This is a genomic window from Lentzea sp. (assembly GCF_036380075.1).
Lineage (GTDB): Bacteria > Actinomycetota > Actinomycetes > Mycobacteriales > Pseudonocardiaceae > Lentzea.
Window position 1 is genome coordinate 18,003 of sequence record NZ_DASVFL010000334.1, and the last position, 23,628, is coordinate 41,630.

23 protein-coding genes are annotated in these 23,628 nt (G+C 70.0%); 14 read left to right on the top strand and 9 right to left on the bottom strand.

Annotated elements, in window-relative coordinates; translation table 11 throughout:
- The first annotated feature begins 39 nt into the window (after positions 1 to 39).
- Positions 40 to 906 carry a DMT family transporter gene (locus VF330_RS35525; RefSeq protein WP_330856120.1) on the top strand — a complete coding sequence of 289 codons (867 nt, stop codon included), beginning with the start codon at positions 40 to 42 and terminating at the stop codon, positions 904 to 906.
- On the opposite strand, the gene VF330_RS35530 is transcribed toward VF330_RS35525, so the two are convergent.
- Together VF330_RS35530 and VF330_RS35535 are read right to left on the bottom strand one after the other, a co-directional pair.
- On the bottom strand, positions 899 to 1,453 hold the full coding sequence (locus VF330_RS35530) for a hypothetical protein (protein WP_330856121.1): 555 nt from the start codon (positions 1,451 to 1,453) through the stop codon (positions 899 to 901). The two genes, VF330_RS35525 and VF330_RS35530, sit on opposite strands and share 8 nt — an antisense overlap.
- A gap of 56 nt (positions 1,454 to 1,509) precedes the next feature.
- Positions 1,510 to 3,486: a thioredoxin domain-containing protein gene (locus VF330_RS35535; protein ID WP_330856122.1), complete on the bottom strand. Its 1,977-nt coding sequence runs from the start codon at positions 3,484 to 3,486 to the stop codon at positions 1,510 to 1,512.
- 55 nt (positions 3,487 to 3,541) lie between these two features.
- On the opposite strand from VF330_RS35535, the gene VF330_RS35540 reads away from it, so the two are divergent.
- From VF330_RS35540 to VF330_RS35550, 3 genes are read left to right on the top strand one after another with little or no spacing between them, the layout of a single operon-like run.
- Complete coding sequence (locus tag VF330_RS35540) at positions 3,542 to 4,879, top strand: 3' terminal RNA ribose 2'-O-methyltransferase Hen1 (RefSeq protein ID WP_330856123.1); 1,338 nt, start codon at positions 3,542 to 3,544, stop codon at positions 4,877 to 4,879.
- Positions 4,879 to 7,347 carry a polynucleotide kinase-phosphatase gene (locus VF330_RS35545; RefSeq protein ID WP_330856124.1) on the top strand — a complete coding sequence of 823 codons (2,469 nt, stop codon included), beginning with the start codon at positions 4,879 to 4,881 and terminating at the stop codon, positions 7,345 to 7,347. Before VF330_RS35540 ends, VF330_RS35545 begins: the two co-directional genes overlap by 1 nt.
- Positions 7,344 to 7,712: a DNA polymerase beta superfamily protein gene (locus tag VF330_RS35550; RefSeq protein ID WP_330856125.1), complete on the top strand. Its 369-nt coding sequence runs from the start codon at positions 7,344 to 7,346 to the stop codon at positions 7,710 to 7,712. Before VF330_RS35545 ends, VF330_RS35550 begins: the two co-directional genes overlap by 4 nt.
- A gap of 40 nt (positions 7,713 to 7,752) precedes the next feature.
- Here VF330_RS35550 and VF330_RS35555 read toward each other — a convergent pair whose 3' ends face one another.
- Both VF330_RS35555 and mca read right to left on the bottom strand, forming a co-directional pair.
- Positions 7,753 to 8,022, bottom strand: a complete 270-nt coding sequence (locus tag VF330_RS35555; protein WP_414675529.1) for a hypothetical protein — start codon at positions 8,020 to 8,022, stop codon at positions 7,753 to 7,755.
- A 2-nt stretch (positions 8,023 to 8,024) separates the two neighbouring features.
- Positions 8,025 to 8,894 (bottom strand): mycothiol conjugate amidase Mca, encoded by an 870-nt coding sequence (gene mca / locus VF330_RS35560; protein WP_330856126.1) that lies wholly within the window; start codon positions 8,892 to 8,894, stop codon positions 8,025 to 8,027.
- 95 nt (positions 8,895 to 8,989) lie between these two features.
- On the opposite strand from mca, the gene VF330_RS35565 reads away from it, so the two are divergent.
- Both VF330_RS35565 and greA read left to right on the top strand, forming a co-directional pair.
- A complete protein-coding gene (locus VF330_RS35565) occupies positions 8,990 to 9,412 on the top strand; it encodes a DUF4307 domain-containing protein (protein WP_330856127.1) in 423 nt (140 codons plus the stop codon).
- A 184-nt stretch (positions 9,413 to 9,596) separates the two neighbouring features.
- On the top strand, positions 9,597 to 10,094 hold the full coding sequence (gene greA, locus VF330_RS35570; RefSeq protein ID WP_330856128.1) for a transcription elongation factor GreA: 498 nt from the start codon (positions 9,597 to 9,599) through the stop codon (positions 10,092 to 10,094).
- A gap of 25 nt (positions 10,095 to 10,119) precedes the next feature.
- Here greA and VF330_RS35575 read toward each other — a convergent pair whose 3' ends face one another.
- Positions 10,120 to 10,629 carry an Lrp/AsnC family transcriptional regulator gene (locus VF330_RS35575; RefSeq protein ID WP_330856129.1) on the bottom strand — a complete coding sequence of 170 codons (510 nt, stop codon included), beginning with the start codon at positions 10,627 to 10,629 and terminating at the stop codon, positions 10,120 to 10,122.
- A gap of 74 nt (positions 10,630 to 10,703) precedes the next feature.
- Here VF330_RS35575 and hppD point away from each other — a divergent pair, with 74 nt between their 5' ends.
- Positions 10,704 to 11,885 carry a 4-hydroxyphenylpyruvate dioxygenase gene (hppD, locus tag VF330_RS35580; RefSeq protein WP_330856130.1) on the top strand — a complete coding sequence of 394 codons (1,182 nt, stop codon included), beginning with the start codon at positions 10,704 to 10,706 and terminating at the stop codon, positions 11,883 to 11,885.
- A gap of 55 nt (positions 11,886 to 11,940) precedes the next feature.
- A complete protein-coding gene (locus VF330_RS35585) occupies positions 11,941 to 12,186 on the top strand; it encodes a hypothetical protein (RefSeq protein ID WP_330856131.1) in 246 nt (81 codons plus the stop codon).
- A 327-nt stretch (positions 12,187 to 12,513) separates the two neighbouring features.
- Here VF330_RS35585 and VF330_RS35590 read toward each other — a convergent pair whose 3' ends face one another.
- The 3 genes from VF330_RS35590 to VF330_RS35600 all read right to left on the bottom strand — a co-directional run bounded on the left by VF330_RS35590 (position 12,514) and on the right by VF330_RS35600 (position 16,332).
- Positions 12,514 to 13,659: a cystathionine gamma-synthase gene (locus VF330_RS35590; protein WP_330856132.1), complete on the bottom strand. Its 1,146-nt coding sequence runs from the start codon at positions 13,657 to 13,659 to the stop codon at positions 12,514 to 12,516.
- Positions 13,660 to 13,776: 117 nt separating this feature from the next.
- Positions 13,777 to 14,874, bottom strand: a complete 1,098-nt coding sequence (locus VF330_RS35595; RefSeq protein ID WP_330856133.1) for an RDD family protein — start codon at positions 14,872 to 14,874, stop codon at positions 13,777 to 13,779.
- An 87-nt stretch (positions 14,875 to 14,961) separates the two neighbouring features.
- Positions 14,962 to 16,332: a cystathionine beta-synthase gene (locus VF330_RS35600; protein WP_330856134.1), complete on the bottom strand. Its 1,371-nt coding sequence runs from the start codon at positions 16,330 to 16,332 to the stop codon at positions 14,962 to 14,964.
- Between the two features lie 117 nt (positions 16,333 to 16,449).
- On the opposite strand from VF330_RS35600, the gene VF330_RS35605 reads away from it, so the two are divergent.
- The 3 genes from VF330_RS35605 to VF330_RS35615 all read left to right on the top strand — a co-directional run bounded on the left by VF330_RS35605 (position 16,450) and on the right by VF330_RS35615 (position 19,011).
- Entirely contained in the window at positions 16,450 to 17,322 is an 873-nt protein-coding gene (locus VF330_RS35605; RefSeq protein ID WP_330856135.1) for an SGNH/GDSL hydrolase family protein, read from the top strand.
- 91 nt (positions 17,323 to 17,413) lie between these two features.
- Positions 17,414 to 18,634, top strand: coding sequence for an acetyl-CoA C-acetyltransferase (locus tag VF330_RS35610; RefSeq protein WP_330856136.1), 1,221 nt, complete (start codon positions 17,414 to 17,416; stop codon positions 18,632 to 18,634).
- Between the two features lie 167 nt (positions 18,635 to 18,801).
- Complete coding sequence (locus tag VF330_RS35615; protein WP_330856137.1) at positions 18,802 to 19,011, top strand: hypothetical protein; 210 nt, start codon at positions 18,802 to 18,804, stop codon at positions 19,009 to 19,011.
- Positions 19,012 to 19,163: 152 nt separating this feature from the next.
- Here the strand turns inward: VF330_RS35615 and VF330_RS35620 are convergent, their stop codons facing one another.
- Positions 19,164 to 19,970, bottom strand: coding sequence for a Bax inhibitor-1/YccA family protein (locus VF330_RS35620; RefSeq protein ID WP_330856138.1), 807 nt, complete (start codon positions 19,968 to 19,970; stop codon positions 19,164 to 19,166).
- Positions 19,971 to 20,290: 320 nt separating this feature from the next.
- On the opposite strand from VF330_RS35620, the gene VF330_RS35625 reads away from it, so the two are divergent.
- From VF330_RS35625 to VF330_RS35635, 3 genes are read left to right on the top strand one after another with little or no spacing between them, the layout of a single operon-like run.
- Positions 20,291 to 21,679 (top strand): SpaA isopeptide-forming pilin-related protein, encoded by a 1,389-nt coding sequence (locus VF330_RS35625; RefSeq protein ID WP_330856139.1) that lies wholly within the window; start codon positions 20,291 to 20,293, stop codon positions 21,677 to 21,679.
- Complete coding sequence (locus tag VF330_RS35630) at positions 21,664 to 22,377, top strand: class F sortase (protein ID WP_330856140.1); 714 nt, start codon at positions 21,664 to 21,666, stop codon at positions 22,375 to 22,377. The genes VF330_RS35625 and VF330_RS35630 overlap by 16 nt, the downstream gene beginning before the upstream one ends.
- Before the next feature lie 39 nt (positions 22,378 to 22,416).
- Positions 22,417 to 23,583: a polysaccharide deacetylase gene (locus VF330_RS35635; protein ID WP_330856141.1), complete on the top strand. Its 1,167-nt coding sequence runs from the start codon at positions 22,417 to 22,419 to the stop codon at positions 23,581 to 23,583.
- Positions 23,584 to 23,628 lie beyond the last annotated feature (45 nt).

Below are 23,628 nucleotides of genomic sequence, written 5' to 3' on the forward strand. Positions count from 1 at the left end.
GCTTAAACCTGGACCAGTTCGACGCGAGGCTCTACAGCCATGAGACTCGGGGTGGCCGCGGGAGCGACAGCGGCAACGATCGTCGGAGCGTCGGTGCCGGTCACGGGGATGCTGGAGGGCTACCCGGTCCTGACCGGACAGGCCATGCGGTACGCACTGGCCGCGGCCGTGTTGCTGCTGGTCGCGCGCCGTCTGCCCATGCCGTCGTGGCGCGACATCCCGCCGTTGCTGGGCGTCGTCGTCACGGGCATGCTCGGCTTCAACGCCGTGCTCCTCGCCGCGCAGCAGTACGCGCAACCAGGCTTCGTGGCCGCCGTGATGGGCGGCTCCCCCATCGCACTCGCGCTGCTCTCGCGCCAACGCACGACGTCGGCTCTTGTCGGTGCCGCGGTGGTGGCAGCAGGCATCGTGCTGTTGTCCGGCGGCGGCTCGTGGCACGGTCCTGGCCTCGCGCTCGCGCTGCTCACGATGGCCGGCGAAGTCTGCTTCACGCTGTTCGCCGTCGGAGTCGTGCGCCGGCTCGGAGTGCTGGGCGTGGCCACTTGGACCTGCCTGCTCGCCGCGGTGATCGGCGCCGTCCTCGGCACGTTCGCCGGCGGCTGGCGGGTGCCGGACACGCGGCAGGCGTTCGCGCTGGTGCTGCTCGCGCTCCTGGTCACCGCGCTGGCGTTCGGGCTCTGGTACTTCGCCGTGAACCGGCTGGGCTCCGACCGCGCCGGCGTGCTCATCGGCCTGATGCCGGTGTCCGGCCTGGCCACGTCGGTCGTGCTGGGCGCACAGGAGCTCACGCTCGTGTCCGTCCTCGGCGTCACCACGGTCGCACTCGGGTGCGTCATCGGGCTCCGCAAAGCGCCTGAGCCGTCCGCCGACCCGGTGGTCGAACGGACGGCTCCCAGCGTCACGTGAGGTCGGGTCCCTGCGAACGCAGGTCGTCGACCTTCGACATCGCGTCCCGCAGCTCACCGAGCCACGAGTCGGCGTGCTCACCGACCAGACGCACGGCCCACGCCAGGGCATCGGCACGAGACCGGGCCACGCCCGCGGCGACCAGCGTGTCGAGCACCTGGCGTTCCGGCTGGCGCAGCCGCGTCATCACCGGGACGGCCAGGTGCGTGAACAGCTCACGCGTGCCTCCCTGGACCGCGCCCCACGCCACCTTGCGGCCGTAGCGGTGCTCGGCCTGGCGGGCGATCTCGATGCGCTCGTCCCGCGTCTCCTCGCGCCAGCGGGCGATCCGGCCCGACTCGGCCGCGGCACGCGAGGCGTCGTCGAACTCGCCCTCGAGGTCCGCCAGCGTGCCGACGACCGTGATCTCCTCGCGGTCGACGACCACCTCCGGCGCACCGGTGAACCACGCGTCGGGCAGCCTGCCCGCGAACCACGCCGCCGCGTCGTCGGCCGACGGCAGGTCAGCCTGCTGCCACCCGCCTCGTCCTCGCCATCCTCGTCCCATCGGAACCACCCCTGATTACATGATTACGTCGTTGCCGACGTTACGCCTGCAATCGCTCAGAGGGTGTTCGCCGTCAGCGAAGTGACCAGCGCATCCACCGACGCGACGGGCAGATCGCACACGTAACCGCGGCACACGTAGGCCGCAGGTGCCTCGTCGAGCAGTGGACGGTCCTCAAGCAGCGGCACGGACGACGGCTCTCCCGCCACGACGACGCCGCCTCCGGGCACATGCGCGACCGCCGCCACCCACAACGACGCACGACGCGGGTCGTCGTCGGCTCCCACGACGGCCACCTGCAACGGCCCGGCGACCAACGTCTCGGCGACCGTCAACCAGTGACCGGCGAACCGCGGCGCACGGGCGGCCAGCAGCCCGGCCCGCGTCACCGCCGCCGAAGCGGCCTCCACGTACCGCGACGACCGTTCGGCACCCACCAGCAGAGCCGCCGTCACCAGGGCCGAGGCCAGCGAGGACGCCCCGGACGGCGACGCGTTGTCGGTCGAGTCCGCGGGCCGGCGCACCAACGCCTCGGCGTCGTCGGCGGTGTCGTAGTAGGCACCCGGCGTGTCCGCGACGGCGAACCGCACGAGCGCCGTGTCCAGCAGCCCGCAGGCCAGGTCGAGCCACCGGATCGACCCCGTGACCTGGTGCAGCGCCAGCAACCCGTCGGCGACGCAGCCGTAGTCCTCCAGCACCCCGAACGACGGTCCGGCCACGCCGTCCCGCGACGTCCGCAGCAGCCGGCCCTCGACCAGGTGCACGGAGGCCAGCAGCTCCGCCGCCTCCGCGGCCGCCGCGACCCACGCCGGTTCGCCGAAGAACGCGCCCGCCTCGGCCAGTGCCGCGACCGCCATGCCGTTCCACGCCGCGACCACCTTGTCGTCCCGGCCGGGCTGCGGTCGTTCGGCACGACGGGCCAGCAGCGCGGCCCGCACGTCCTCGCCCGGTTCCGACACGAACCGCAGGGTCGACCTGCCGTCCTCGAAGTTCGGCTCCTCGGTGACCCCGAACGCCCCGGCCGCCTCCCCCAGCTCCTCGAACGACCACACGTAGGTCAGGCCCTCGACGCCGTCGGTGTCCGCGTCCAGCGAAGCCGCGAACCCGCCCTCGGCGGTCCGCAGGTCCCGCAGCAGGAACGACGCCGTGTCACGAGCGACGCGCGCATAGCGCTCCGAACCGGTGACCCTCGTCAGGTGCGTGTAGAAGCGCAGCAGCAAAGCGTTGTCGTACAACATCTTCTCGAAGTGCGGCACCACCCACGACGCGTCGACGCTGTACCGCGCGAACCCGCCGCCGAGCTGGTCGTACATGCCGCCGTTCGCCATCGCGTCGGCCGTCGCGGTCGTCATCGAGACCGCCTCGACCGACCCGGTGCGCTCGTGGTGGCGCAGCAGGAACTCCAGCACCATCGACGGCGGGAACTTCGGTGCGCCGCCGAACCCGCCGTTGCGCCGGTCGAACTCGCCCAGCAACGACACCACCGCGCCCGCCAGCGCATCGGAGTCCACAGTGGACGGCGGTAGCGGCGCGGCGTTCCTGGAGATCTCCTCCACCACGGCGGAGGCGGACTGCAGGACCTCGTCCGGGCGTGTGGCCCAGGTGGCCGCCACGGCCTCGATGAGCTGCGGGAACGACGGCATGCCCGGCCGCGGCGACGGCGGGTAGTAGGTGCCCGCGTGGAACGGGCGGGCGTCGGGCGTGAGGAACACCGTCATCGGCCACCCGCCGTGGCCGGTCATGGCCTGCGTGACCTCCATGTACACGGCGTCGACGTCGGGACGTTCCTCGCGATCCACCTTCACCGACACGAAGTGCTCGTTCAGGTACGCGGCGACGTCGGCGTCCTCGAACGACTCGTGCGCCATCACGTGGCACCAGTGGCAGGCCGCGTAGCCGATGGACAGCAGCACCGGGACGTTGCGCCGTCGTGCCTCCGCGAACGCCTCCTCGCCCCACGGATACCAGTCGACCGGGTTCCCGGCGTGCTGCAGGAGGTACGGGCTGGTCGCGTCCGCGAGTCGGTTCGCCATGCCGACCACACTAAATGGGCGGCGCGGACGGCGACTCTCGATCAGACTCGTGCGCGTGTTGCTCACCATGACCACGACCCACCAGCCGGCGACCGACCTCGGTCACCTGCTGCACAAGCACCCGGACCGGGCCCAGTCGTTCTCGACGAGCTCGGGTGTCGCGCACGTCTTCTACCCCAAGGCGACGCACGACGAATGCACGGTCGCCCTCCTGCTGGAGGTCGACCCCATCGCGCTGGTGCGAGGTCCCGGCAGCACGCTCACCCAATACGTCAACGACCGGCCGTACGCGGCGGGCTCGTTGCTCACGGTGGCGCTCGGCACCGTCTTCCGCACGGCCATGAACGGCCGCAGCGACAGCTTCCCCGAGCTCGCGAAGACGCCGATCCCGCTGGTCATCCGCGTTCCCGCGCTGCCGCACCGACTGGCGGAGCGGCTGTTCACGCCGCTCGGCTGGACCGTCGAGGCGACCGGGCACGGCGACTCGCGCTTCGGCGACGTCACGCTGACCGGGACGCTCACGGTCAGCGAGGCCCTCAAGCACCTCTACGTGCTGCTGCCCGTCCTCGACGGCGGCAAGCACTACTGGGTCGCGGCCGACGAGGTCGACAAGCTGCTCAAGGCCGGTGACGGCTGGCTGGCGGCGCACCCGGACAAGGAGCTGATCACCACCCGCTACCTCGCTCGCAAGCGCCCGTTGGTCACCTCCGCGCTGGAACGCCTCGCCGACGTCGACGAGGTCGAGCCGGAGGAGCTCGACAACGCGCTGGCCGAGCCGAAGGTCTCCCTTGCCGCACAGCGCAAGGACGCCGTGATCGCGGCGTTGAAGGAGGCACGGGCGAAGCGCGTGCTCGACCTGGGCTGTGGTGGTGGCGCGTTGCTGCGGGCGCTGATGAACGAACACGAGTTCACCGAGATCCACGGCGTCGACGTGTCTGCGAAGGCGTTGCAGGAGGCGGCCCGCAAGCTGCACCTGGACCGCATGGGCGAACGGCAGCGCGAGCGGATCACGTTGCGGCAGTCGGCTTTGACCTACGCCGACACCGCGCTCGCCGGCTACGACGCGGCGGTGCTGATGGAGGTCGTCGAACACATCGACCCATCGCGCCTGCCCGCGCTGGAGCACTCGGTGTTCGTCGTCGCCAAGCCGCGGACGGTGCTGGTGACCACGCCGAACGTCGAGTACAACCCGCTCTTCGAGACGTTGCCGGAAGGCCAGCTGCGCCATTCCGACCACCGTTTCGAGTGGACTCGGGCAGAGTTCGCGGAGTGGGCCGACGGCGTGGCCGCACGCCGTGGCTACGCAGTGCAGTACGTGCCGATCGGACCGGAGGACGCCGACCGCGGCGCCCCGACCCAGATGGCCGTGTTCAGCGTGAAGGACGTGAACTGATGGAACTGAAGATTCCGGACCTGTGTCTGGTGGTGCTGGTCGGCGCCTCCGGTTCGGGCAAGTCCACGTTCGCGCGCAGGCACTTCCTGCCCACGCAGGTGCTGTCGAGCGACTACTTCCGCGGGCTCGTGTCCGACGACGAGAACGACCAGTCGGCGTCCGCGGCGGCGTTCGAGGTGCTGCACTTCGTTGCTTCGAAGCGCTTGGAGGCGGGGCGCGTCACGGTCGTCGACGCGACCAACGTGCAGGCGCCGGACCGCGCCAAGCTGGTCGAGGTCGCGCGCCGGGCGAACGTGCTGCCGGTCACGATCGTGCTCGACACCCCGACCGAGGTGTGCCTGGCACGCAACGCGTCCCGGCCCGACCGCGACTTCGGCGCGCACGTCGTGAAGCGGCACCGGTCCGCGCTGCGGCGGTCGTTGAAGCACCTCGGCAAGGAGGGCTTCAAGCGCGTCCACGTGCTGCGCTCGGAGTCCGAAGTGGACAGCGCCACCATCGTCCACGAGCGGCTGCTCAACGACCTCCGGCACGAGACCGGCCCGTTCGACGTGATCGGCGACGTGCACGGCTGCCGCGCGGAGCTGGAGGAGCTGCTCACCGAGCTCGGCTACACCCTCGTCCGCGACGACGAGGGCCGCCCCGTCGACGCCGTGCCGCCGGACGACCGCAAGGCCGTCTTCGTCGGCGACCTCGTGGACCGCGGCCCGGACACCCCCGGCGTGCTGCGGCTCGTCATGGGCATGGTCGGCAACGGCCACGCCCTGTGCGTGCGCGGAAACCACGAGGAGAAGCTGGTCCGGGCGCTGCGCGGGCACAAGGTGACGGTCCGGCACGGGCTGGAGAAGTCGCTGGAGCAGCTGGCGCAGGAGACCGAGGAGTTCCGCCTGGCCGCCACGAAGTTCTGCGACGGCCTGGTCGCGCACTACGTCCTCGACGGCGGGAACCTCGTCGTCGCGCACGCCGGACTGCCCGAGCGCTACCACGGCCGTGCGTCGGCCAAGGTGCGCAGCTTCGCGCTGTACGGCGACACGACCGGCGAGATCGACGAGTACGGACTGCCCGTGCGCCTGCCGTGGGCCGACGACTACCGCGGCGCCGCGATGGTGCTGTACGGCCACGTCCTGGTGCCCGAGGCTGAGTGGATCAACAACACGATGTGCCTCGAAACGGGTGTGGTGTTCGGCGGGAAGCTCACGGCGTTGCGCTACCCGTCGCGCGAGATCGTGTCCGTGAAGGCGCACCAGGCCTGGTACGAGAGCACCTCGCCGTTCCCGCCCAAGTCCGTCGAACGGGCGGCGGACGTGCTGGCGCTCACCGACGTCACCGGCCTGCGCCGGATCGAGACGTCGGTGATGGGCGCCGTCACGATCCGCGCGGAGCAGTCGGCGTCCGCGCTGGAGGTCATGAGCCGGTTCGCGATCGACCCGCACGACCTGCTCTACCTGCCGCCGACGATGGCGCCGACGACGACCTCGCAGCGCGACGACGTGCTGGAGCACCCGGAGGACGCGTTCGCCGAGTACCGGTCGGCGCGCGTCTCGCAGGTGATCTGCGAGGAGAAGCACATGGGCTCGCGGGCGGTGTTGCTGGTGCGCGAGGAAGGCGGCGCGATCTACACGCGCACCGGCCGCGCGTTCTTCGACGGCGCGCTGGGCGTTGAACTGCTCGACCGCGTCCGTGCGGCTTCGCAGCCGTTGTTCGAGGAGCTCGCCACGGACTGGCTGCTCGTCGACGCCGAGCTGATGCCGTGGAACGCCAAGGCCTCCGGGCTGATCCGCGAGCAGTACGCGGCGGTGGGTGCGGCCGCCGGTGGCGCGTTGCCGGTAGCGGTCGACGTGCTGGAAGCGGCGGCCGCACGCGGTGTCGACGTCGCGGACCTGCTGGCGCGCACCGCGCAGCGCGCCTCGAACGCCCAGGCCTACAGCGCCGCCTACGAGCGGTACTGCTGGCCGACCGACGGGCTGGAGGGCGTGCGGATCGCGCCGTTCCAGCTGCTGGCGGCGGAGGGCAGGACGTTCCACGACCGCTCGCACCTGTGGCACCTGGAGACGCTGGCGAAGCTGGAGGGACCGTTGTTCCAGCGGACCCGGCACCTCGTGGTCGACGTGAACGACCCCGAGCAGGTCGCGGCCGGCGTGACGTGGTGGGAGGAGCTGACGGCGGACGGCGGCGAGGGCATGGTCGTCAAGCCGCTGGCGAACCTCGCCGGACGGGTGCAGCCGGGCGTGAAGGTCCGCGGGCGCGAGTACCTGCGGATCATCTACGGCCCGGACTACACGCAGCCGGCGAACCTCTCGCGGCTGCGCAAGCGTTCGCTCGGCCGCAAGCGCGGGCTCGCCCTGCGCGAGTACGCGCTGGGCGTCGAGGCGCTGGAACGCCTCGTGCGCGGCGAGCCGCTGTGGCGGGTGCACGAGTGCGTCTTCGGCGTGCTCGCGCTGGAGTCGGAGCCGGTGGACCCGCGGCTGTGATCCTCGAAGCGGTCGTCGGCTCGCACGCCTACGGGCTCGCGACCGCGGAGTCCGATGTGGACAGACGCGGGGTGTTCGTCGCGCCCGCGGAGGCGTTCTGGCGGCCGGAGAAGCCCCCGACCTCGGTCGAGGGCAAGCTCGGCCTGAAGTCGAACCCGACGGTGCTGGAGACGCTGGTGAGCCCGCTGGTCGAGATCACCACGCCATTGGGAGAGGAACTGCGGGACCTGCCGTGGGATGACGCTCTGGCGTGGGCGCACCGGCTGGGCGCGGAGATCGCGGCCGCGCGTGGTCCGCTGCCGGAGGAGCCGGACGTCGGCCGCGTCGAGGACTGGCTGGTTTCCGTGCGCAGGCGGTCGTTGTGAGTCACCGCACCCGAGCGCGGTGGCCGCGACCGGGCCTCGGCTACTCCGCCTTCTTCTCGGCGGCGTCGGCGGGCTTGCCGTCCGCCGACGCGGTGTCCGCCGGCTCGTCGAACGACGCCGGCAGGCCCTTGATGTGCTTGTTCATCGACTTGACGAGGAAGAACACCGCGATGAAGAACACGATCAGCAGCACGAGGCCGACCGGGGAGGACTTGCCGAAGTCCTCCCCCTGACCGCCCTTGTCGTTCTCGTTCGTGTTCGACGGCTGCTGCACAGCCACGATCGCGACGGTGTCGTACCAGGGGTTCACCCCTAGACCTTAACTCCGGCGAACAGGTCGTTCTCCGGCAGCGTCGAGTCGACCCGCGAGCGCACGAGCTCGTACTCCTCGGTCGGCCAGATCTCCCGCTGCATCTCCATCGGGATGGCGAACCAGCGGCTGGTCGGGTCGATCTGGGTGGCGTGCGCCTTCAACGCCTCGTCGCGGACGTCGAAGTAGTCCGCGCACTCGACGCGCGTGGTCACGCGGTCCATGACGTCGGGACGGTCGGTGCTCCAGTTCGCGAGCCACTCGGTGTACGGCGACTCGATGCCCCGAGCCTCCATCGCCTCGTGGAACGCGAGGATCTTCGCGCGCGAGAAGCCGTGGCCGTAGTAGACCTTCTGCGTCTCCCACGCCTCACCCAGCTCCGGCTGGTACTCCGGGTCCGCGGCGGCGTCGAGCGCGGCCATCGACACCTCGTGCGTGCGGATGTGGTCCGGGTGCGGGTACCCGCCGTTCTCGTCGTAGGTGACGACGACGTGCGGGCGGAACTCGCGGATCGCCTGCACGAGCGGCGGCACCGACTCCTCCAGCGGCACGAGGGCGAAGCAGCCCTCCGGCAGCGGCGGGAGCGGGTCGCCCTCCGGCAGGCCGGAGTCCTTGAAGTTCAGCCAGCGGTGCTGGATGCCGAGGATCTTGGCCGCGGTGGCCATCTCCTCGCGGCGGATCTCGACCATGTTCTCGAGCACGTCCGGCTTGTCCATCGCCGGGTTGAGAATGCTGCCCGCACCACCGTCGGTACAGGTCACGACCATCACGTCGTGCCCTTCCGCGATGTAGCGGGCCATCGAGGCCGCGCCCTTGCTCGACTCGTCGTCGGGATGTGCGTGCACTGCCATGAGGCGCAGCTTGTCGGCCATGACCCCCGTGGTCCTCCTGTGTCAACGGTCCTGCGACACTCAACAACTGAACGTCGGTCACCATTGTTCCCCAGAGGCTGAGGAGGCGCGGACAAGTGGCACAACGCGCGCTCCCCGCGGGGCGGTACAGCAAGCAGGGCGGCAAGTCGCGCGCCCGCTGGACCCGGTGGGTGTTACTCGCTGTAGCCGTGGCGGTGGGCGCGCTCGTCGCGTTCGTCGGTTACCGAAATCTCGGCACAAAGCCGATCGAGGCGAAGCAGACGGCGTTCACCATCCTCGGCGACGACCGCGTACAGGTCAGTTTCGAGGTTTCCCGAGATCAACCGGAGCGTGCGGCGGTCTGCATCATTCGGGCCCGGTCCAAGGACGGGGACGAAGCGGGTCGTCGAGAGGTTCTCGTTCCGCCGGGAAATTCGCTCGTCGTCGAGACAACAGTTCTCCGCAGCTCGAAGCCGCCGGTCACCGGCGAGGTGTTCGGGTGCTCCTACCAGGTTCCCCCCTACTTGTCCACGAGCTAGCGGCCAAGCGGGTGATCTGAGTTTTGAACGGCGAGATTGGGAACAAATCGCCGTCGTTGAACGTTGTCTCCGTGTTATAGTTGCAGCTCAAGCACGGCCCCGGCGCGGGCCGTGTTTTTCCGTTCCGGGCCCCCGGCTCGGGAACTATCTGGTGCACACGCGTGCACCAGAGCAAGACGAGGAGTTGGTGACCGTGAGCGACACCCAGGTGACCTGGCTGACCCAGGAGGCCTACGACCGGCTCAAGGCTGAGCTGGACGAACTCATCGCGTACCGCCCGGTCATGGCTGCCGAGATCAACGCCCGCCGCGAGGAGGGCGACCTCCGTGAGAACGGCGGCTACCACGCGGCCCGCGAGGAGCAGGGCAAGCAGGAGGCGCGGATCCGCCAGCTGCACGAGCTGCTCCAGGCCGCGAAGGTCGGCGAGGCTCCCACCACGAAGGGTGTCGCGGCACCGGGCACGGTGCTCACGATCCGTTACGAGGGTGACGACGAGACGGAGACCTTCCTGCTCGCGACCCGCGAAGAGGGCGCGCACGGCGAGATGGAGGTCTACTCCCCGCTGTCGCCGCTCGGCAAGGCGCTCAACGGCGCGAAGGACGGCGAGACGGTCTCGTACGAGCTGCCCAACGGCAAGCAGCAGAAGGTCACGCTGATCTCCGCCGTTCCCTACAGCGGGTAACACGACGACGTTGTCGAAGGGCCGGTCACTTCGGTGACCGGCCCTTCACGCGTTCCAGGAGCGGACGCACGCGCGGGGGCACCGGGGTCGACAGCGCGATCGAGGTCGAGAGCCTCCGCACGTGCGGGACGTCGACGATGTGGTCGACGACGCGCTGCAGGTCGGCGTTGGAGCGGGCGACCATTCTCACGAAGAGATCTCCCTGACCCGTCGTCGCGTGCACCTCGCACACCTCGCTGATCGCGGCCAGCCCCTCGCACACCTCGGCCCGCCGCCCCTGCGCGATCTCGACGGTCGCGAACGCCGTCAGGCCGTAGCCCATCGCGCCGAGGTCGACCGCCGGCGGGAACCCGGTGAGCACGCCCCTGTCGGTGAGCCGGTCCAGCCTGGCCTGCACCGTTCCGCGTGCGACGCCGAGCCGCCGGGAGCATTCGAGAACGCCCAGGCGGGGCTCGTCTGTCAAGAGCAGCAGCAGCTTCGCGTCGAGTTCGTCGACGGGCTGGTCAGAGTGCTCACTCTGCTGGTCGATGGGCATAGATCACTGTACAAATTGCGCAGCGAAATCGTCGACTATTGCTCACCCTGCTAGGTGGAATCATGCTGATGGGCATGACGCAGCAGCTTGACGACGTGAGCTACGACCAGCTCAGGCAGCTCGTGGGCTTGGTCGACTACGACGCGACCAAGGACCCATTCCCCGTGCGCGCCATGGACGCCGTGGTGTTCGTCGCGGGCAACGCCACGCAGACCGCGTGGCTGTACCAGGTGGCGTTCGGCATGGAGCTCGTGGCCTACGCGGGCCCCGAGACCGGCCAGCGCACCCACAAGTCGTTCGTGCTGAAGTCGGGCTCGGCCCGCTTCGTGATCCACGGCGGCGTCACCCCCGACTCCGAGCTCCTCGACCACCACCGCCGCCACGGCGACGGCGTCGTCGACCTGGCGCTGGAGGTCGGCGACGTCGACCAGTGCATCGAGCACGCGCGCAAGCAGGGCGCCACCGTGCTGGAAGAGCCGCACGACGTCACCGACGAGCACGGCACGGTCCGACTCGCGGCCATCGCGACGTACGGCGAGACCCGCCACACGCTCGTGGACCGCACTCGGTACAAGGGCCCGTACCTGCCGGGTTACGTGGCGCGTTCGTCCACGGTCAAGCGGCCGGAAGGTGCCCCGAAGCGCCTGTTCCAGGCCGTCGACCACTGCGTCGGCAACGTCGAGCTCGGCAAGATGGACTACTGGGTCGAGTGGTACAACCGCGTCATGGGCTTCGTGAACATGGCGGAGTTCATCGGCGACGACATCGCCACGGACTACTCGGCGCTGATGTCCAAGGTCGTCTCCAACGGCAACCACCGCGTCAAGTTCCCGCTGAACGAGCCGGCGATCGCGAAGAAGAAGTCGCAGATCGACGAGTACCTCGAGTTCTACGAGGGCGCCGGCGTCCAGCACATCGCGCTGGCCACCAACGACATCATCCAGACGGTCACGTCCATGCGCGACGCGGGCGTCGAGTTCCTGGAGACCCCGGACTCCTACTACGACGACCCGGAGCTGCGCGCCCGCATCGGCGAGGTCCGCGTGTCGATCGAGACGCTGAAGGAACACCGCATCCTCGTCGACCGCGACGAGGACGGCTACCTGCTGCAGATCTTCACCAAGCCCATCGGCGACCGCCCGACGGTGTTCTACGAACTGATCGAACGCCACGGCTCGCTGGGCTTCGGAAAGGGCAACTTCAAGGCCCTCTTCGAGGCGATCGAACGCGAGCAGGAGCGCCGCGGCAACCTCTGATGGCGTTCCCCCGGTAAGGTGGCTTCACGGGGGCAACACATCGTGGGGAGGTGGCATGGCACTCGCACGACGCGTGGCCGCGGTCATTCCGCTGGTCGGAGCCGTGACCACGGCTGCGGCACTGACCGGCGCGGCGTTCTTGACCGTCGCGCACGCGGGCTGCGACGAGGCCGGCCGCTTCGTCCGCACCGGTGAGTCGATCGAGTTCGTCGGCGGCTGTGTGAACGGCGCCGACCTTCCGGCGGCTCCTACGGCCGAGGCTGAGAACGTGGACCGGTTCGGCGGGTCCAAGAAGCCTTAGGGTTTTGGGTTGTGTGGAAGGCCCCTCCTGGGTTCGGGAGGGGCCTTTTGCTTGTTCGTGGGCTGTGCGGAGGGTTCCAGCGTGGTTGCGTTGGCCGTGCGCCGGTGCCTGTTCCAGCGTGGTCATGCACCCCCGGACGAAAGATCTGGGTGGCATCGCCGCTGCGCGACAATTGCGATTGGGGCCACCGGCTCCAATCGGCGTCAGGGGTGACGGCTCGCCTTCGGCTTCGCTTGGAAATGCGGGGGTCTTGTCGGCTCGCTTCGCATCGCCCTTGTTGGGGGTGCCGCGCCACGTCCGTTGTCCGGCGTGGCGCGGCAGGGCTGGTCAGCCCAGGGCTTCCAGCAGGTCCGCCACCAGGTCGTCGCCCGACTCGATGCCCACCGAGACGCGGACCAGGTCGGCCGGCACCTCCAGGAGGGAGCCGGAGGTCGAGGCGTGCGTCATCTTGCCGGGGTGCTCGATCAGCGACTCGACGCCGCCGAGGGACTCCGCCAGCGTGAAGAGCTTCGTGCGGGCGCACACCTCCAGTGCCGCCTCCTCGCCGCCTTCGACGAGGAACGACACCATGCCGCCGAAGCGGCGCATCTGCTTGGCCGCCACCGCGTGGCCGGGGTGCGACTCCAGGCCGGGGTAGATGACCTTGCGGACGCGCGGGTGGCGGAGCAGGGCTTCTGCCACCAGTTCGGCGTTGTCGGAGTGCTTCTCCATGCGCAGTTCGAGGGTCTTGATGCCGCGCAGGGTGAGGTAGGCGTCGAACGGGCCCGGGACCGCGCCCGCGCCGTTCTGCAGGAAGCCGAAGGCCGCGTCGGTTTCCTCGTCCGAGGTGATCAGGGCGCCGCCGACCACGTCGGAGTGGCCGCCGACGTACTTCGTGGTCGAGTGCAGGACCACGTCCGCGCCCAGCTCCAGCGGGGTCTGCAGGGCCGGGGAGGCGAAGGTGTTGTCGACCACCAGCTTGGCGCCGGACTCGTGGGCCACCGAGGCGATGGCCGCGATGTCGCCGATGTTCAGCAGCGGGTTGGTCGGGGTCTCGATCCAGATCAGCTTGGTCTCCGGACGGACGGCCGCGCGGATCGCGTCCACGTCGCTGACCGGGGCCGGGGAGTGGGTGACGCCCCACTGCGAGAAGACCTTGTCGATCAGGCGGAACGTGCCGCCGTAGGCGTCGTTCGGGATGACGATGTGGTCGCCGGGCTTGAGGAACGCGCGCAGGGCCGCGTCGGTCGCACCCATGCCGGAGGAGAACGCCCTGCCGTAGCGGCCGCGTTCCAGAGAGGCCAGGCAGGTCTCCAGCGCTCGGCGGGTCGGGTTGCCGGTGCGGGAGTACTCGAAGCCCTCGCGCAGACCGCCGACGCCGTCCTGGGCATAGGTGGAGGTCGCGTAGATGGGCACGTTCACCGCACCCGTGGTCGGGTCCGGGTCCTGACCGGCGTGGATCGCCCTGGTGGCGAAGCCGTATGGGGTGCTCATGTTCGAAGGGTACTCACCCATCTGGCCGTCGCCGGTGGTAGTCCAAGCAGTGAGCGGAAACGGAACGGCCCCGGTCACCGAAGTGGTGACCGGGGCCGTTCGCGACTGGCTGAGGGCTTACCAGCCCTGCTGCTGGCCGCCGCCGTAACCCTGCTGCGGGGGCTGGCCGTAGCCGCCCGGCTGCTGCTGGGGGTAGCCGCCGGTGTTCGGCTGCTGCTGGAAGCCGCCGGTGCCGGGGGTGCCGCCGTAGGGCGAGGCGGTCTCCGGGGCGTTGACCACGATCGACTTCATGATCTTGTCGGCCCAGGTCTGCTTCTTCGGCTCCCACAGCGGGGCGAAGAAGCCCGCGTAGCACGGCAGGGCGTCGACGATGTGGCACAGCTGCCGGATGAACGTCGTGCCGCCGCCGAGCGGCTGGCCGGTCTCCTCGGAGATCAGCTTGATCTTCGCGACCTTCTTGCCGATCGACTGGCCGGTCTGGCCCTGCTTGATCACCGTGTTCCAGATGATGAAGCCGAAGTTGGCCAGGTAGACCAGGGCGCCCAGGAACAGGATGCCGGGGGCGTCCGCGGACACCGCGATCGCGGCGATGATGTAGTACAGGATCACCGAGACGACGGTCGGGGCCGCGATGTCGATCAGGTAGCCGACCGCGCGCGAACCCCACTCGGCGTAGCCGGTGGGAGGCGGCGGCGCCATGGCGGGGGCGCCGTAGCCGGGCGCGCCGCCGTACCCGGGCTGGCCGTACGGCGACGCCGCGGGCTGGCCGTAGGGGTTCGACTGCGGAGCGCCGTACGGCTGCTGCTGCGGCTGCCCGTAGGGCGAGGCCGCCGGCTGGCCGTACGGGTTCGACTGCGGGGCCGCACCGTAGGGCGAGGCCGCGGGCTGGCCGTACGGGTTCGACTGCGGAGCGCCGTACTGGGGCGGCTGCTGGGCGGGGAACCCGCCGGAGCCGGGTCCCTGTGCCGGGAAGCCACCCGAGCCGGGGGCTGCCGAGGGCGGCACCTGACCGGGGCTGACGACCTGGGTGGCGTCCGCGTTCTGCTGCGGTGCGGCAGGAGCCTGACCAGGCGAGACGACCTGCGTGGCGTCCGGGTTGGGGTTGGCAGCGGAGTGCTGCCCCCCACCCGGGACGACCTGCGTGGCGTCCGCGTTGGGCTGCTCCTGGTGCGGCTGACCGCCGAACTGGTTTCCTGGCGGCTGCGGAGCGTTCATCCGGTTTCCAACCCCCTTGGCTGGGCCGTGTACGAGTAAGACTGATGATCTGGGGCGTCACGCTATCGGACGCACCCGCTTCTACGCTCAGCGACCAGCCAAGAAGCCCAAAATGTCCTGTCGGGTCACGACGCCCGCCGGCTTGCCGTCCTCCAGCACGAGGGCCGCGTCGGCGTTCGAGAGGGCGTTCATCGCGATTCCGACCGGCTCGCCGGCGCCGAGCGTGGGCAGCGGCGGGGACATGTGCTTGTCCAGGCGGTCCGAGAGCTGGGCCTTGCCGGTGAACAGGGCGTCGAGCAGGTCGCGTTCGTTGACCGCGCCCGCGACCTCGGCGGCCATGACGGGCGGCTCGGCGTTGACGACGGGCATCTGCGAGACGCCGAACTCGCGCAGGATCGCGACGGCGTCACCCACGGTCTCGTTCGGGTGAGCGTGCACCAGGTCGGGGAGCATGCCGCCCTTGCGGCGCAGCACGTCGCCGACGGTCGCGCCGGTCGAGTCGGGCGGCAGGAAGCCGTAGGACGCCATCCAGCGGTCGTTGAAGACCTTGGACAGGTAGCCGCGGCCGCCGTCGGGGAGGATCACGACCACGACGGCGTCCTCGGGCAGGTCCTTCGCGACGCGCAGCGCGGCGGCCGCGGCCATGCCGCACGAACCGCCGACGAGCAGGCCCTCCTCGCGGGCGAGGCGGCGGGTGATGTCGAACGAGTCGGCGTCGGAGACCTCGACGATCTGGTCGGCGACGGTCTTGTCGTAGGCCTCCGGCCAGAAGTCCTCGCCGACGCCCTCGACCAGGTACGGGCGGCCGGTGCCGCCGGAGTAGACCGAGCCCTCCGGGTCGGCGCCGATGACCTTGACCGCGCCGTCGGAGACGTCCTTGAGGTAGCGGCCGGTGCCGGAGATCGTGCCGCCGGTGCCGACGCCCGCGACGAAGTGCGTGATCCGGCCCTCGGTCTGGCGCCAGATCTCGGGGCCGGTCTGGTGGTAGTGGCTCGCCGGGTTCTCCGGGTTGGAGTACTGGTTCGGCTTCCAGGCGCCGGGAATCTCGCGGACGAGCCGGTCCGAGACGTTGTAGTAGGAGTCCGGGTGCTCGGGCGCGACGGCGGTCGGGCAGACCACGACCTCGGCGCCGTAGGCCTTGAGGACGTTGCGCTTGTCCTCGCTGACCTTATCGGGGCACACGAACACGCACTTGTAGCCCTTGCGCTGCGCGACCAGGGCGAGGCCGACGCCGGTGTTGCCGGACGTGGGCTCGACGATCGTGCCGCCGGGCTTCAGCTCACCGGACTTCTCGGCCGCCTCGACCATGCGCAGCGCGATGCGGTCCTTCACGCTGCCGCCGGGGTTGAGGTACTCGACCTTCGCCAGCACCGTGGCCTTGATGCCGTCGGTCAGCGAGTTGAGCTTGACCAGCGGCGTGTTGCCGACCAGATCGACGACGTGCTCGACGTACTCCACCGGTATCTACTCCCTGCTCCCACTCTCCGAGATAGCGGGACGAAGCGTAGCTCTAGTGGCTGCGGAGGTTGATTCGAACAGCGCAGCTCACGATTGGCCGCGAAGGGGGTGGAGCGCATGTCCGTGCTGAGGACGCTGCGGGCGGTGGCGATGACCGCCGCGACGCTCGGAGGCCTGTCCGGGGCGCTCGTCGGCCTGCTGAACGAGCAGGGCAGACGCGCCCGCGTGGCCATCGGCGTGCTGGAACACCTCTGGCCCGCGCCCGACGGGGTGTACTTCGACGACGGCGGCGACCCGGTGCGGCTGGCCGTGCTCGGCGACTCGATGGCGGTGGGCGTCGGTGTGACACATCCCTCGCAGATGCCGGGCGTGTTGCTGGCCCAGGCGCTGGCCGAGGAGGCGGAACGGCCGGTGCGGCTCTCGACGTACGCCGTCAGCGGCTCGACCACCCGCGACCTGGTGCCGCAGGTCGACGCGGCCGTGCGGGACGAGCCGCAGGTCGCGTTGATCATCATCGGCGCGAACGACGTGACGTCGCGGATCAGCGCCCGCGAGTCGGCCCTGCTGCTGGCCGAGCAGGTCGGCAGGCTGCGCGCGATCGGCTGCGGTGTCGTCGTCGGCACGTGCCCCGACCTGGGGATCGTCCGTCCGATCCCGCAACCGCTGCGGGCGGTCGGGCGCCGGTACAGCCTGCGGCTCGCGGCGGCGCAGACCGCGGAGGTCCGGCGCGCGGGCGGGGTGCCGGTGTCGCTCGCGAACCTGCTGGCGCCGGAGTTCCTGGCGCGGCACGTGGACATGTTCAGCTCGGACCGCTTCCACCCCAGCGCGATCGGCTACGAGGCGGCGGCAGGCGTGCTGCTGGCCCCGTTGTGCCAGGTCGCGGGTTTGTGGCCGGGGTGGGCCGCGTCGCCGCTGCCGGTCCGTTCAGCGGCGGCGCTGGCGGTCCGCCCGTCCCGCGTGCCGGTGTGGCTGCAGAAGCGGCACGCCTGAGTTCCGAAATCCTCGTCACTCGCGCTGGCCGGGGTGAGCGGCCGTTAACTAGGCTCGACGGCAACCTTGACTCTCAACGAGGAGTTTCGTGATGCCTGAGGCCGTGATCGTCTCCGCCGCCCGCTCCCCCATCGGCCGCGCGGGCAAGGGGTCCCTGAAGGACCTGCGGCCCGACGACCTCGCCGCGCGGATGGTGCGGGCGGCACTCGACAAGGTGCCCCAGCTCGACCCCGCGCAGATCGACGACCTGATGCTCGGCTGCGGCCTCCCCGGTGGCGAGCAGGGCTTCAACATGGCGCGCGTCGTCTCCGTGCTGCTCGGCCAGGACACCCTGCCGGGCACCACCGTCACGCGGTACTGCGCCTCTTCTCTGCAGACCACGCGCATGGCTCTGCACGCCATCAAGGCGGGCGAGGGCGACGTGTTCATCTCGGCGGGCGTCGAGATGGTGTCGCGGTTCGCCAAGGGCAGCTCCGACTCGTGGCCCGACACGCACAACCCGCTGTTCGGCGACGCCGAGGCGCGCACGGCCGCCACGGCCTCGTCCGGCGCCTCGGAGTGGGTCGACCCGCGCACGCTCGACGTCGTGCCGGACGTCTACATCCCGATGGGCCAGACCGCCGAGAACCTGGCACTGCTCAAGGGGGTCTCGCGCCAGGAGATGGACGAGTTCGGCGTCCGCTCGCAGAACCTCGCGGAGAAGGCCATCGCCGACGGTTTCTGGGCGCGGGAGATCACGCCCGTCGAACTGCCCGACGGCACCGTCGTCTCGTCCGACGACGGCCCGCGCGCCGGCGTGACCTACGAGGCCGTGTCACAGCTCAAGCCCGTCTTCCGCCCCGACGGCCGCGTCAACGCCGGCAACTGCTGCCCGTTGAACGACGGCGCCGCGGCCCTCGTGATCATGTCCGACACGAAGGCCCGCGAGCTCGGCATCACCCCGCTCGCCCGGATCGTCTCGACCGGCGTCTCGGGCCTGTCGCCGGAGATCATGGGCCTCGGCCCGGTGGAGGCCTCGAAGCGCGCGCTGGCGCTGGCCGGCCTGTCGGTCTCCGACATCGACCTGGTGGAGATCAACGAGGCGTTCGCCGCCCAGGTGATCCCGTCCTACCGGGACCTCGGCATCGACCTCGACCGCCTGAACGTGAACGGCGGCGCGATCGCCGTCGGCCACCCGTTCGGCATGACGGGCGCGCGCATCACGACGACCTTGATCAATTCCCTGCAGTTCCACGACAAGCAGTTCGGTCTCGAGACCATGTGCGTCGGCGGCGGTCAGGGCATGGCGATGGTCATCGAGCGCCTGAGCTGAGCTTTTCCCTTTTCAAGATCTGCAATTTGACGCTTGCAAGTAGCTCCGCTTCACCCGAACGGAGCTACTCGCAGGCCCCCTTTCTGCCGATGAGACAAAACGTCGCTCAAACGCGTCATCAGGCGAGGGGAAGTCCGTCCCTACCGATGAACAAGGAGGGTTCGGACATGCCGTACGTGTGGTGGCAAAGTGAGTACGACCTGCAGTGCCACGCTTTTCCCCGTGACCAGGCCGACGGTTCCCGCAGCTTCTACGAGGCCGCCTGCGAGCACTCGGTGCCGGACGAGCGCGTTTCCCGCTCTCAGGCAGGTGCGCTGTGCACGACCTGCCTGATCAAAGTCGGCACCGAAATGCCGGACCTCAGCTGGCGCGCCTGAATTTCACCGTCCGCCGAAATGCGCGTGATCGCACGCGCCGTTCGATCCGGCGGCTTGCTATTCCTCGTGCCGTTGAATTGCCGCGCATTCATCCCGGAAATGCGGAAGGGGCGCCCCGCCGCAGCGGAACGCCCCTCCGGGACACCCGGACGTCAGTCCGAGTTGAAGTACGACAGCAGGCGCAGGATCTCGGTGTACAGCCACACCAGGGTGACCGTGAGGCCGAACGCGATCTGCCACGCGAACTTCGCCGGCACGCCGGCGCGGATCGCCTGGTCGGCGGCGTCGAAGTCGATCAGGAAGCTGAACGCCGCGAGGCCGATGCAGACGAGGCTGAAGATGATCGCGAGCGGGCCGCCGTCGCGCAGGCCGAGGCCGCCGTCGGTGAAGAAGCTCATGATCAGGTTGAAGAGCATGAGAACGCCGACGCCGATGATCGCGCCGACGATCCACTTGGTGAACTTCGGCGTGACGCGGATCGCGCCGGTCTTGTAGACCACGAGCATGCCGGCGAAGACGCCGATCGTGCCGATGATCGCCTGACCGATGACCACGACGCCCTGGCCGGGGTTGCCCGTCCAGCGGTCGACCATCGCGCCGATGATGCCGCTGAACGCGCCGAGGAAGATGCCTTCGACGGCGGCGTAGGCGATGACCAGCGGCGGGCTCGGGTTCCGCTTGAACGAGATGATCAACCCGAGCACGAGACCGATGATCGCGGCCGGGAAGAGCAGGACCCACGCCTGCATCAGGTAGGTGACGACCGCCGTGACGGCGACCACGGCCAGCGTGATGCCGGTCTTGGTGACGACGTCGTCGATCGTCATGGGCCGCTCGCTGGTCAGCGGCGGCGGAGCCTGCTGGTAGCCGGCCTGTTCAGGCTGGCCGAAGCCTGCGTAGCCTCCGTACCCGCCGCCTGTCGGCAGGTTACGGAAAGCCGGGTTGCTGCTGGAGCGCACCTGGTCCTCCTGGGGCGTTGCTGTACGCCGTCACGGGATACAACGAGCACGCTCGGTGTCATGTTCCCCGTCGGTAAAGGCGACTTTACCCCCGACGACGATCACACGTGCGCAAACGGCGCACTGACTCCGGAGCGTTATGAGAGTGCGGCGTGTCGCCGCGAGCCGCGCCCGAATCGAGTAACGCACGTCACATCCCGTTCACGATCACACTGTCCGTAGCACCGAGACTTCCCTCTCGTGGGGGCTTGTCGCCGGTCTGGGGGACCGACAAGCTCGCACGCGGGATCAACACAGGTCAGAGGGGATCACGATTCACCATGGGCTGGAAACGTCTGGCCGCCGTGGCGATGGTTTCGGGGCTCGCGCTCCTGACCGTTCCCGCGACGGCGACAGCAGTCGGCGTCAAGGGCATCGGCCACAACGCGTCAGGGCTCCAGCCCAACGCCACACCGGGCAGCGAGTGGCACGGGTCGTACGTCTGGCAGGACAAGCAGGTGTGGTGCGTGCAGTACGCCCTGCCCGCGCCGGACAGCAACGTGGGCTACAAGGAAGGTGACGCGCTGCGGACCAAGGCGGGCAAGGACCTCGCCCCCGACATCGCGGCGAACATCTCCTACCTGCTGCTGCGCTACTCGACGACCAAGTCGCCGGACGAGGCCGCCGCGCTCGCGCACCTCCTGCACAGCTGGACGTCCGCGCCGGACGGGGCCGTGCGCCTCGACACGACCGACCCGAACTACCTCGCCTACGACGCGCCCTTCTACGCCGCGCGCCTGCCGCAGTCCGTGATGGACACCGTCGCGCGCATCAAGGCCGACGCCGAGGCCAACCGCGGCCCGTGGACGCTCACGGCCACCGCGCCGAAGGAACCGCTGGTCATCGACGCCGAGTCCACCTGGACGCTGTCGCTGGTGAAGGCCAACGACAAGGGCGTCACCAACGCCCCGATCGGCTTCACCCTCACCGACGCGAAGCTCGCCGACGGCGGCACCACCGGCACGGCCACCACGGGCGCCGAGGGCCAGCCGGCCGTCGTGAAGATCATCCCCACCGGTCCGAAGCCCACGATCGCGGCCGTCGCGGACTCCCCCGCCGACCGGCCGGTCGTGCACTTCCCGATCCAGACCGAGAACATGCAGCGCATGGTCACGACCGGCGGCGAGAAGAAGCTGGACGCGAACGCCACCGGCCAGGCCAAGACCGCGCCCGGCGCCGTGAAGATCACCAAGATCGACTCCGAGACGAAGAAGTCGATCGCGGGCGTCGCGCTGCGCGTCACGGCGAAGGACCAGACGACCGCGGCCAAGCGGCAGGACGACTCGGACCTGGTCGGCACGGACGGCAAGCCGCTCGTGCTCCAGACCGGCCCCGACGGCACGGCCGAGGTCCCGGACCTGCGCACGCCGCAGGAGATCTGCCTCGTCGAGGTAGCCGCTCCCCAGGGTTACGAGGAGTACTTCGACCCGAAGGCACCGCCGGCCGCGTGCGGCACGGTCGCCGCGGGCCAGACGCTCGCGCTGGAGCTGGTGAACAAGCCGAACAAGCCCGTGGTGCCGAGCACGATCCCCGCCGGCACCGAGGGCCAGACGCCGGTCGCGACCGCGTCGTTCGACACGCAGCTGCGTCCCGGGCTGATGCTCGGGGTGGGTGGCCTGGTGCTGCTCGGTGCCGCGCTGGCAGGCTTCCTGGTGTGGCGCAGGCAGTGATTCCCAAGGCGTTGCTGACCGGTGCGCTGGTGGCGGGGCTCTCCGTCGCCGGCGTGCTGGTCGCCACGCCCGAGACCGAGGTCGTCAGCGGCCGCGCGGTCGCCGACGAGATCCCCGTGGTCGGTCCCGGCCCGGTCGCCGACAGCCTCAGCACCGGCCGCGGCGCCGACCTCACCGGACTGGTCGGCGGGGCGAACACGAACAACGCCAAGCCGGTGGACCCGGCCGCGCCGCAGCAACAGCAGCCGGCGCCGCCCAAGGCCGGTCCGGGTTCCGTGCGGCTGCCCGCGGGCGGTTCGGCCACCTTGGTGCGCAAGGAGGTCAAGGACGGCGTCCTGCCCGTGCCGGACGGCATCGGCGAGGCGACGTGGTGGGGCACCGAGCTCTCCGGCGCCGAGGGCGCGACGGTGCTCGCCGGGCACGTCGACTGGCGGGGCGCGAAGGGCCCGTTCGCGGAGCTGTGGCAGGCGCAGAACGGCCGCGAGGTCGTGATCGCCGACAGCGCCGGCAAGGAGTTCCGGTTCCGCATCAAGCAGATCGAGACCGTGCGCAAGGAGGAGCTGCCGGCGCGCGCCGTCGAGTTCTTCGGTCCGCGCGGCCCGCACCGGCTCGTGCTCGTCACGTGCGGCGGCACGTGGGTGGGCGGTCAGCAGGGTTACGAGGCGAACCGCGTGGTCATCGCCGAACCCGTGGAGTGAGGAAGCAACCCGTTCGGGTGACAAGTCGTCTCCATAGGTGTGAAACGCTGGGGATGGCTGACCACGGGCGTGGCTTTGGCGCTGGCTCTCGTGCTGGTGATGACTCTCGGTCCGCACCAGGACCCGGAGAACCAGGCGGAGGCCGGTCCACTGCCGATGGCCCCCCGGTTGCCCACTCCCAAGGACGCCGGGCCGACGCCCACGGTGCCCGCTCCCACTCCGGAACAGCTGGCCAAGCAGCCGTGGATGCACAAGCTCGCACCGGGTGAGAAGCCTCCCCAGTTCGTGCTCTTCTCCTTCGACGGCGCGGTCTCCAAGCAGCACTGGGACAAGGTCCTGCCGATCGCCAAGGCCAAGAACGCCCACGTCACGGGCCTGCTCTCCGGCGTGTACATGCTGGCGGACCAGGACAAGCTCCAGTACCAGCCGCCCGCGGGCCTCAAGCGCGGCCTCTCCGACATCGACTTCGGAGGTTCGCGCCAGGACATCACCAACCGGATCGGCTACCTCAACCAGGTGATCGCCGACGGCCACGAGATCGGCACGCACTACAACGGCCACTTCTGCTCCGGCGGCACCCAGCCGTCGGTCGACAAGTGGGACAACAAGGCGTGGAACGACGAGCTCGACCAGTTCGGGAAGATCCTCGACGCCTCGCGCGCCGCCGGGCTGAACCTCCCGCAGGGCGCTGTCCGGGGTGGACGGACGCCGTGCCTGGAAGGCAACTGGGACCAGGCCTTCCCGGCGATGGCCGCGCACGGGCTCGTCTACGACACCAGCAAGGTCGCGCTCGGCGTGCAGTGGCCGTCCGTCCAGAACGGACTGTACGAGTTCGCGATGCCCGAGGTGAGGGTGCCGGGCCTGGGCAAGCAGGTCGTCATGATGGACTTCAACCTCTGGTACTCGCTGAACGGCGCCAAGGACCAGCCCGAGCGCGCCCCCGACTTCACGCAGATCGTCTTCGACACCTACAAGTCGGTGTACCAGGCCGCGCTGAACGGCAACCGCGCGCCGATCGTGGTCGGCAACCACTTCAACGAGTGGAACGGCAACGCGTTCTCGGCCGCGATGGAGCAGTTCCTCGAGTTCGTGTGCGACAAGCCGGAGACGGTGTGCGCCACCTACACCGAGGTGATCCAGTGGATGCAGCTGCAGGACCCGGTGGTGCTCGACCAGCTCCGCAGGATGCCCGCGGCCCGCAACTGAACGAGGTGGTCCCCGCCGCCGCACGGCAGCGGGAACCACCCGCGA

What these genes read in the sequence shown, in the direction of transcription:
- VF330_RS35525 (WP_330856120.1), top strand. Translation starts at nt 40, where the DNA reads ATGAGACTCGGGGTGGCCGCGGGAGCGACAGCGGCAACGATCGTCGGA.
- VF330_RS35530 (WP_330856121.1), bottom strand. Translation starts at nt 1,453, where the DNA reads ATGGGACGAGGATGGCGAGGACGAGGCGGGTGGCAGCAGGCTGACCTG.
- VF330_RS35535 (WP_330856122.1), bottom strand. Translation starts at nt 3,486, where the DNA reads ATGGCGAACCGACTCGCGGACGCGACCAGCCCGTACCTCCTGCAGCAC.
- VF330_RS35545 (WP_330856124.1), top strand. Translation starts at nt 4,879, where the DNA reads ATGGAACTGAAGATTCCGGACCTGTGTCTGGTGGTGCTGGTCGGCGCC.
- mca (WP_330856126.1), bottom strand. Translation starts at nt 8,894, where the DNA reads ATGGCCGACAAGCTGCGCCTCATGGCAGTGCACGCACATCCCGACGAC.
- VF330_RS35575 (WP_330856129.1), bottom strand. Translation starts at nt 10,629, where the DNA reads ATGCCCATCGACCAGCAGAGTGAGCACTCTGACCAGCCCGTCGACGAA.
- hppD (WP_330856130.1), top strand. Translation starts at nt 10,704, where the DNA reads ATGACGCAGCAGCTTGACGACGTGAGCTACGACCAGCTCAGGCAGCTC.
- VF330_RS35585 (WP_330856131.1), top strand. Translation starts at nt 11,941, where the DNA reads ATGGCACTCGCACGACGCGTGGCCGCGGTCATTCCGCTGGTCGGAGCC.
- VF330_RS35590 (WP_330856132.1), bottom strand. Translation starts at nt 13,659, where the DNA reads ATGAGCACCCCATACGGCTTCGCCACCAGGGCGATCCACGCCGGTCAG.
- VF330_RS35595 (WP_330856133.1), bottom strand. Translation starts at nt 14,874, where the DNA reads ATGAACGCTCCGCAGCCGCCAGGAAACCAGTTCGGCGGTCAGCCGCAC.
- VF330_RS35605 (WP_330856135.1), top strand. Translation starts at nt 16,450, where the DNA reads ATGTCCGTGCTGAGGACGCTGCGGGCGGTGGCGATGACCGCCGCGACG.
- VF330_RS35610 (WP_330856136.1), top strand. Translation starts at nt 17,414, where the DNA reads ATGCCTGAGGCCGTGATCGTCTCCGCCGCCCGCTCCCCCATCGGCCGC.
- VF330_RS35615 (WP_330856137.1), top strand. Translation starts at nt 18,802, where the DNA reads ATGCCGTACGTGTGGTGGCAAAGTGAGTACGACCTGCAGTGCCACGCT.
- VF330_RS35625 (WP_330856139.1), top strand. Translation starts at nt 20,291, where the DNA reads ATGGGCTGGAAACGTCTGGCCGCCGTGGCGATGGTTTCGGGGCTCGCG.